Here is an 8,235-nt window from a genome sequence, read left to right as displayed (position 1 = left end):
TCGGTCATTGAATTAGTCGATTATATCTACAAAACATTTGGTTTTGAATATGATATTGAACTTTCAACTCGACCAGAAGACTCAATGGGAGAAGATAGCTTATGGGAACTTGCTGAAAACTCCTTAGAAAACGTATTAAAAAAGTTGAACTTTGATTATAAATTGAATGAAGGCGACGGAGCATTTTATGGTCCTAAAATCGATTTTCATATTAAAGATGCCTTAAAAAGAAGTCATCAATGTGCAACAATTCAATTAGACTTCCAGCTTCCAGAAAAATTTGATTTAAATTATATTAACGAAAAGAACGAAAAACAGCGTCCAGTTGTCATTCACCGTGCTATTTTTGGATCTCTTGACCGTTTCTTTGGCATTTTAATTGAGCACTTTGGAGGCGTCTTCCCAACATGGTTGGCACCTGTNTCATTCACCGTGCTATTTTTGGATCTCTTGACCGTTTCTTTGGCATTTTAATTGAGCACTTTGGAGGCGTCTTCCCAACATGGTTGGCACCTGTACAGGTAAAGGTTATTCCAGTTTCTCTAAAGGTTCATCAGGAGTATGCACAAGAGATTAAAGAAGCTCTAGGAAAGAAAGGGATTCGAGTAGAATTAGATAATCGAGAACAAAAGCTCGGATATAAGATTCGAGAAGCTCAAGTGGCGAAGGTTCCTTATATTTTGGTATTAGGAGATAAGGAAATGGAAAGCAACTCCGTAAACGTACGAAAACACGGTGAAGAAAAGTCTGAAACTTTCAATTTAGATAGTTTTATTGAAAAACTTCAGGATGAAATTGTTGAAAAGAAACTTAGATAATTAAACAAAAAAGGTTCCTTAATATTTAATAAGGGACCTTTTTGTATTTCTAGTTTACTCTTTCCTATAATGAATCAGCACAGGTTTTTATGTTTTATTATTAGGCTTGTATATACTCATTTTACAATTTTTTCATATAAAATCATTGACTTTATTAGTACCTAGTACTAATATCAATTTATATATTTTGGTAATAAAGAAGGGTGAATACAATGAAATCAACTGCACGTATTACAGCAATAGGTACATACGTACCAGAAAAAAGACTTACGAATGACGATTTAGAACGAATTGTAGATACGAACGACGAATGGATTGTGAAACGAACTGGCATGAGGGAAAGAAGAATTGCCGATAAAAATGAATATTCTTCTAACCTAGCTATTAAAGCAATTGAAAACTTAGTGGAGCAGTATCAGAAAGAGTTAAAGGATGTAGGATGTATCGTAGTCTCAACTACAACACCCGACTATGCATTTCCAAGCGTAGCAGCCCAAATACAAGATTACTTTGATATTCCTGCAACAGGGTCCCTAGACTTTAACGCTACCTGCGCTGGCTTTACATACGGATTGCATATGGCAAACGCCTTTATTACATCTGGACTTCACGATAAAGTCTTAGTCGTAACTGCAGAAACGTTATCAAAGGTTACAGATTATACAGATCGCACTACCTGTGTTCTATTTGGTGATGGAGCTGCAGCTGTTTTGGTGGAAAGTGATGCAGAGCGCCCAAGTTTTATTGCTACGCATATTGGTACAAATGGAAAGGGAGGTAAACATGTATACCGTACCAATTTATCTACTACCATGCATGGACAACCTTTAAGTTCAAGTGGAAAGATGGTGCAAAACGGAAGGGAAGTATATAAGTGGGCATCTCGAACAATTCCTTTAGGTATGGCTGAATTGCTCGAACAAGCAAATCTACAAAGGAGTGAAGTAAATTGGTTCGTTCCACACAGTGCCAATTTACGAATGGTTGAGTCTATATGTGAAAGATCGGAGTTTCCAGTTGAGAAGACATTAACTAGTGTCGAGTACATGGGAAACACTTCTTCCGTTTCCATTCCTCTAGCCCTACAAATAGGGATAAACGAAGGGAAATTAAAAGATGGGGATATTCTCTTACTCTACGGATTTGGAGGAGGACTTACCCACGCAGGTCATATTATTAAATGGGATTTAGGTAAGGAGTAAATAATCAATGTATACCTTTGCAACAAGATTTCTACAGCTTATACTATTTTTGATGAACGGAAGAATGAAAACAGTAAACAAAGAAAAACTTCCTCAAAATGATCCGTTTATTGTTGTTTGTACGCATAAAAGTTGGATAGATGTAGTGTGTTTAGGCATAGCGTTATATCCCATTCCTATTCACTTCATGGCGAAAAAAGAGTTATTTAGCAAGCCTTTAGTCAAGAATCTTCTGACCAAATTAAATGCGTTTCCCGTAGATCGAAGTAATCCTGGACCTAGTGTTTTAAAAACACCGTTGCAGTTACTAAAAAAGAAACAAGTAGTTGGGATTTTTCCAAGTGGAACGAGAAACTCAGAAGAGAAAGCGTTAAAAAACGGAGCTATTCATATTGCTTTAAGGGGAAGTGTTCCTATTATACCAGCAGTATATGTAGGACCTCATACCATAAAAGCCTTATTAGGAAGAAAAAAAAGGTTTATCATTTTAGGAGATGCTATTCATGTGCCTAAAATGAATAAAGATAAAGAAGCTGCTACGGAAACAACAAACGAAGTGATCTCAAAAGTATTTGAAGAATTAAAAAGTAATATTTAGAAGGAGAAAAGTTGTGCTGGATATCCAAGAAATTCAAAGAATTATACCCCATCGTTATCCTTTTTTACTGATAGATACAATTATTGAATTAAAAGAAGGAGAAAATGCAATTGGGGTTAAGAATGTTACAGCTAATGAGGAGTTCTTCAATGGGCATTTTCCTGACTATTCGGTTATGCCAGGTGTATTAATTGTTGAAGCTTTGGCTCAAGTAAGTGGAATTATAATGTTACAAAAAGAAGAAAATCATGAAAAGATAGGCCTTTTAACTGGTATTGAAAATTGTCGTTTTAAGTAACAAGTTCGTCCAGGGGATCAATTATACTTAGAAGTAGAAAAGACACGCGTCCGAGGAGCTGTTGCAAAAGCTCATGGCATTGCTAAAGTAGATAATAATATTGTGTGTGAAGCAGATTTAACATTCTTTCTTTGGAATAATGGGAAGTAAGTAAATCTCCATATACACAGGTAGTTAACATATAGGTTCCTCAAATAATCTAGACAAAGAGACCAACGTGACACTAAAAGCAGATCCTTCATCAAAATGATGTAGGATCTTTTCATTTACTTCTATGAATGGAGCATATCCGTAAAAGTATACGTGTGTGCATTTTTCTTTCGTTTTAGCATTTAAAATTCATTTCTAATATATTAGTTATTTATGCTAATTAAAGCTAATATTTATATATTACCTTGTTTTAACTAACGTTATTAGTTAAAATATAAACATAAATAGTTTTTAAACTAATATAAGAAGGTGATATTCTTATGAGGGTTATTCGTGAAGGGAATTTATATCAATTAATTTTTTTACCAGGGTTTTTCCCAGTTAATTGTTACCTAGTTGAAGAGGACGATAGTTTAACTTTGGTAGATGCAGCGCTTCCTTACAGTGCCAAGAAAATACTACAAGCTGCTAAAAAGATTAACAAACCCATAACACGCATTCTTCTAACTCATGCACACGACGATCATGTAGGAGCACTTGATAAGTTAAAGCTATTACTTCCTAATGTTCCTGTACATATTTCAGGTAGAGACGCCCGTTTAATGGGTGGAGATACTACATTAGATCCTAATGAACCGAATACTCCTATCCGTGGTGGAGTACCTAAAAACTTAGAAACCCGAGCAGACGTTTTATTACAAGATGGTGACCAAATTGGTTCACTAATTGCGATAGCTGCTCCTGGTCATACGCCAGGTTCAATGGCATTTTTTGATACCCGCAATAATACCTTAATTGCTGGTGATGCATTTCAAACAAGGGGTGGTATGGCAGTAACTGGTCGGCTTCAGCCTTTATTTCCCTTTCCAGCAATGGCTACATGGAATAAGGAAGTTGCACTTCACAGTGCTCAAAAATTATTGGATTACAAGCCATCATTGCTTGCTGTAGGGCATGGGGAAATGATAAAACAACCAGAAAAAGCTATAAACAAAGCTATTACAAAAGCTAGGTTAAATTTGAAACACATTTAACCTATAGTAAGAAAGGAGTTTAACTATGGCTACAAGACCGGGACTTGATTTAAACACTATTTTAAAAGCCTCCACAGAACTAGCAAACACACAAGGGTTAGACGAAGTAACATTAGCTTCACTTGCTAAAAAACTAAATATCCGTCCACCTTCTCTATATAACCACGTAAATGGATTACCAGCATTAAGGAAAAAGCTTGCTGTTTATGGTTACGAACAACTTTATAAAGCATTAATACATGCAACTGTAGGACGCTCACAAGATAATGCAGTTCGTGCACTAGGTGAAGCTTACATAGTTTTTGTTCGTAATCATCCAGGGTTGTATGAAGCAATGCTTCGTTCTCCTAATTCTGATGACCTGGAACTTAAGCACATACAAAACGAAACCATTAATATTGTTATTCGAGTACTTAATGAATACGGCTTAGGGGAAGAGCAAACTTTACACGCCACACGAGGGCTACGAAGTATTTTACATGGATTTGCTTCACTTGAGCAGAAAAAAGGATTTGGTCTCCCCCATGATCTTGATGTAAGTCTTCTCATGTTAGTAGATATTTTTTTAAGAGGAATAAATGCGATGAAACAAGAGAGTAAAAACAATGAATACGATTAATTTAATATGAATCTTCTTTCTTTCATCAAAACTTTAAATTTGATGTTGCGATTTTCTTTGGAATTATTCGCACTTGGCTCGCTGGCTTACTGGGGATTCCAAACTGGAAAAGGGTCAATGAGAGCACTTTTAGCAATAGGTGCTCCGTTAATAATTGCAGTAGTTTGGGGAATTTTTGGTTCTCCTCGTTCTTACGTTCAACTATCTAATCCTATTCATATTTTGCTGGAACTCCTTATATTTGGGCTTCCTTTTGTTGCTCTATACACTAGTGGTAAGCATTCTCTGGCACTTACTTATATTACAACTGCTATAATAAATCGCATTTTAATGTATATCTGGCAGCAACAACGACATTAAAATGGATAGATGGTTAAACCCCAAAAAACGATTACTCAGATTAGAGTAATCGTTTTTTGGTAAATTTCTTTTACACCCTATGTGTTACATAAAATAGTTTTTAATTAGTTCGTAAAGGTATACTTTTACGGACATGTAAGAAACTACTAATTCCAACTTATATATATATCCGCAAAAGTTCAAAAACACTTTTCAGACGTTCTGTTATTTATACATACCTTTACGAACACTTTTCTTTATTATGTAGGTGGGGTAGCGTCAGTCAGGAAGATGCGGATTTACAACGTTAGACTAAATTGGGCATAAAAAATCAATTCCGATACAGCGTGAGGAACTGCTTTTAATTTTGAGATATTTTTTTGTCCCTGCCTCTTCTAAACAGAACTTTTAGGAGGGATGTTTTCATGTCATTATTATATTTATAAGCTATATAAGTACAACTTTATAAACAAAAAGACCCATCTTTAAAGATGGGTATATTAATTGGTAGCTTTTATTAAAACTCAATTTTAATTTTTTGTGCTTCGCTAATTTTTTTCTCATTTTTATCAAATACATCACTTGTGGTTATTTCAACCCATTTAATATCCTTTGCTTCCTTGTGGTCCGACTCATTGTGCCCCTCTTTGTGCGCATGACCGCCTGTTGCATTCACAATAAAACCAATATTTCCAAATTTAGTGCCATTCCCTTCAATTTCACCATTTAACTCTTCAAGGTAAATATCTTTTTGCCAATCAAATGTTTCACCAGTATTCGTTTTCAGTAAGGCAATTGGTGCAAAATTCACTTTCTCTGAAGATTTGTTTTTAATCTCAACGAAAACTTTAACAAAATCAAACTCTTCATCATGTGTTAAGACGTGAAAATAATCAATCATACTATAATCAGGGCGTAAGTGAATCAGTTTCATCTCTTTTACTGTTAATTCAATTTCACCAAGTTTATAAGTTTTATTTAAAGGTTTAATTGCTTTTAATGTAGCCTCACCTTTTTCATCTGCATATGTCTGACCGACTTTTTGCAATGAATGGTCATCTGTTACTTGAGAATTAGGCTGATACTCGGCACTTTTGCTTTCAGTTTGTTCCTGATCCTTTTCCTGTTTCGTTTCATCATTTCTTTCGTCTGTATTATTTTCTGTTTGGTTTTCGTTCGCTACATTTTTTTCATTGTTTTCAGGACTGGCATTGGATGAACAACCAACAAGCAGCATGATTAAAAATAATATAAAAAGAGTGTGTTTCATGATGATTCCCCCGTATGATTCTATATTCTAAAAAAGTTCCCGTTGCTTGTACTTAAGCAACGGGATGCACTTTATCTTATCCAATTATTTCTTACTTATCTTGAATTTTAATATTATAATCTAAGACATCAAAAATATTTTTTGCAATATCAGTGTTATCATTTGATCCAGCAAATTTTTCACTTGATGGGCCGAATGCATAGACAGGAACATCTTCACCTGTATGTCCACCTGTTGTCCAACCTGTGTGAGAACGTTTGTTAAAAATATTCTCAATGGCATTATCGATATCAAGCACTTTCTTTGTTTTAGCTGCTTCTTCAACAGATTGAATTTCTTGTTCTGTTAAGGCTAGGGTATTTTGATCAATATATTTCTTTAATGTTTCTTCAACGCCTGCTCCTTTAGCAATCTCTTCAGCCATGAAATCAGGCGTGCGCTTTGCAGCTTTGATTGGTTCACTGAACCAGTTATAAATACCGTCTGAACCAATTGAGTATCCACCAGTTGAGTGGTCAGCTGTTGCTACTACTAAGGTATGTTTGTCTTTTTTTGCAAACTCAATTGCTGCTTTATATGCTTGTTCAAAGTCATCCATTTCACTCATAGCTCCAACGATATCGTTGTCATGCCCTGCCCAGTCAATCTGGCTTCCTTCTACCATTAGGAAGAACCCGTCTTTATCTTTGTTTAATTTTGAAAGAGCAGTGTTTGTCATGTCTTTTAATGAAGGAACTTCTTCTGTGCGGTCAATTTTCTTTGGAAGTCCACCATCAGCAAATAAACCAAGCACTTTACTGTTCTTATCTTTTAACATATCTTCACGGTTTTCCACGTAGCTATAACCAGTTTTTTTAAATTCTTCTGTTAAATTGCGATCTTTACGATCAAAGTTGCTTTTACCTCCACCAAGAAGAACATCGATTTTATGTTGACCATTTACCATTTCGTCAAAATAGTCATCAGCAATTGAGTTCATGTTTTTACGGCTGTGATCATGTGATCCGAAAGAAGCAGGTGTTGCGTGTGTAATTTCCGAAGTCGCAACAAGACCTGTTGCTTTTCCTTCTTCTCTAGCAGCTTCAAGAACCGTTTTTGCTTCTGATCCGTCATTGTCAACAGCAATCGCACTGTTATATGTTTTAATACCTGCAGACATAGCAGTTGCTGCAGAAGCAGAGTCCGTTACATTTTGTTCAGGGTCTTCCGGATAAGTTGTTTGTTGACCCACAAGGTACTGATCAAAAGTTGTTGGTTCAACAACTTTTGTTGATGGGTCGTCTTTGAGATAACGGTGGGCAGAAGTATAAGAAACTCCCATGCCATCACCGATTAAAACAATGACGTTTTTAATTTTTCTAGTATTAGTTCCTTTTTTCTTAATAGATTCCTCTGCACTTACAGGTGAGAAACCAACGAGTAAACTGCTAAAAGCAACTGTTGAAAGAACAGCTACCGGTAATAACTTTTTCTTTAACTTCTTTTTAAACAACGTTGTTACCTCCAATTATTATCGTGTTTTATGGCCCAAATAAAATTATAGAGATGGTTTATTAATAGGTTTTTAATAAATTGTAAATCAAGTGTTAAAAACAAGAATAATGCCCTTTACAAATGAAAAAACACCTCTATATTAACAAATAAGGTTTATTTTTTATGTTCAGTTGTTATAAATATTATTAAATGGCTTTGTTTTAGAAACCAATTATTACGATTATGAACTTTATAGTTACGTAATTTTTGTAATTTCTAATCTATTAATCTTCTATATTGAAAGTAGAAAATTAAACTTTAAAAGATAAAATTTTGAAATCTAGAAGAAGTTTACGAAAACCTATAACTTAGGTATCGTTCTTGAGTCAATATGAATTATAAGCAATAGCAATAATCGGGAAAACTTTAGAGTT

7 protein-coding genes and 2 pseudogenes are annotated in these 8,235 nt (G+C 34.8%); 7 read left to right on the top strand and 2 right to left on the bottom strand.

Translation table 11 applies throughout. The features are described from left to right. The 7 genes and pseudogenes from ACOZIR_RS24310 to ACOZIR_RS24280 form a co-directional block, all read left to right on the top strand. A pseudogene (locus tag ACOZIR_RS24310) lies at nucleotides 1-818 on the top strand (His/Gly/Thr/Pro-type tRNA ligase C-terminal domain-containing protein); the annotation flags it as partial. A 212-nt stretch (nucleotides 819-1,030) separates the two neighbouring features. Next, nucleotides 1,031-2,020: a ketoacyl-ACP synthase III gene (locus ACOZIR_RS24305; RefSeq protein WP_421535995.1), complete on the top strand. Its 990-nt coding sequence runs from the start codon at nucleotides 1,031-1,033 to the stop codon at nucleotides 2,018-2,020. A gap of 7 nt (nucleotides 2,021-2,027) precedes the next feature. Then, complete coding sequence (locus ACOZIR_RS24300) at nucleotides 2,028-2,618, top strand: lysophospholipid acyltransferase family protein (RefSeq protein ID WP_421535994.1); 591 nt, start codon at nucleotides 2,028-2,030, stop codon at nucleotides 2,616-2,618. 13 nt (nucleotides 2,619-2,631) lie between these two features. Further along, nucleotides 2,632-3,066, top strand: a pseudogene (gene fabZ, locus ACOZIR_RS24295) (3-hydroxyacyl-ACP dehydratase FabZ). Nucleotides 3,067-3,386: 320 nt separating this feature from the next. Continuing rightward, a complete protein-coding gene (locus tag ACOZIR_RS24290; protein WP_421535993.1) occupies nucleotides 3,387-4,100 on the top strand; it encodes an MBL fold metallo-hydrolase in 714 nt (237 codons plus the stop codon). Between the two features lie 25 nt (nucleotides 4,101-4,125). Next, entirely contained in the window at nucleotides 4,126-4,719 is a 594-nt protein-coding gene (locus ACOZIR_RS24285; RefSeq protein ID WP_310878880.1) for a TetR/AcrR family transcriptional regulator, read from the top strand. Between the two features lie 6 nt (nucleotides 4,720-4,725). Next, nucleotides 4,726-5,079, top strand: coding sequence for a YrdB family protein (locus ACOZIR_RS24280; RefSeq protein ID WP_421535992.1), 354 nt, complete (start codon nucleotides 4,726-4,728; stop codon nucleotides 5,077-5,079). 496 nt (nucleotides 5,080-5,575) lie between these two features. Here ACOZIR_RS24280 and ACOZIR_RS24275 read toward each other — a convergent pair whose 3' ends face one another. After that, a complete protein-coding gene (locus tag ACOZIR_RS24275) occupies nucleotides 5,576-6,328 on the bottom strand; it encodes a hypothetical protein (protein ID WP_421535991.1) in 753 nt (250 codons plus the stop codon). A gap of 91 nt (nucleotides 6,329-6,419) precedes the next feature. Continuing rightward, on the bottom strand, nucleotides 6,420-7,820 hold the full coding sequence (locus ACOZIR_RS24270; RefSeq protein ID WP_421535990.1) for an alkaline phosphatase: 1,401 nt from the start codon (nucleotides 7,818-7,820) through the stop codon (nucleotides 6,420-6,422). Between the last annotated feature and the right edge of the window lie 415 nt (nucleotides 7,821-8,235).

The organism is Priestia sp. D3YE.R1 (assembly GCF_049199565.1).
Classification (GTDB): domain Bacteria; phylum Bacillota; class Bacilli; order Bacillales; family Bacillaceae_H; genus Priestia; species Priestia aryabhattai.
The sequence above is the reverse complement of the archived record's forward strand: the minus strand, read 5'-3'. Positions and strand labels throughout refer to the sequence as shown.

Coding starts and splice junctions, on each gene's coding strand:
- ACOZIR_RS24305 (WP_421535995.1), top strand. CDS start 1,031: ATGAAATCAACTGCACGTATTACAGCAATAGGTACATACGTACCAGAA.
- ACOZIR_RS24300 (WP_421535994.1), top strand. CDS start 2,028: ATGTATACCTTTGCAACAAGATTTCTACAGCTTATACTATTTTTGATG.
- ACOZIR_RS24290 (WP_421535993.1), top strand. CDS start 3,387: ATGAGGGTTATTCGTGAAGGGAATTTATATCAATTAATTTTTTTACCA.
- ACOZIR_RS24285 (WP_310878880.1), top strand. CDS start 4,126: ATGGCTACAAGACCGGGACTTGATTTAAACACTATTTTAAAAGCCTCC.
- ACOZIR_RS24280 (WP_421535992.1), top strand. CDS start 4,726: ATGAATCTTCTTTCTTTCATCAAAACTTTAAATTTGATGTTGCGATTT.
- ACOZIR_RS24275 (WP_421535991.1), bottom strand. CDS start 6,328: ATGAAACACACTCTTTTTATATTATTTTTAATCATGCTGCTTGTTGGT.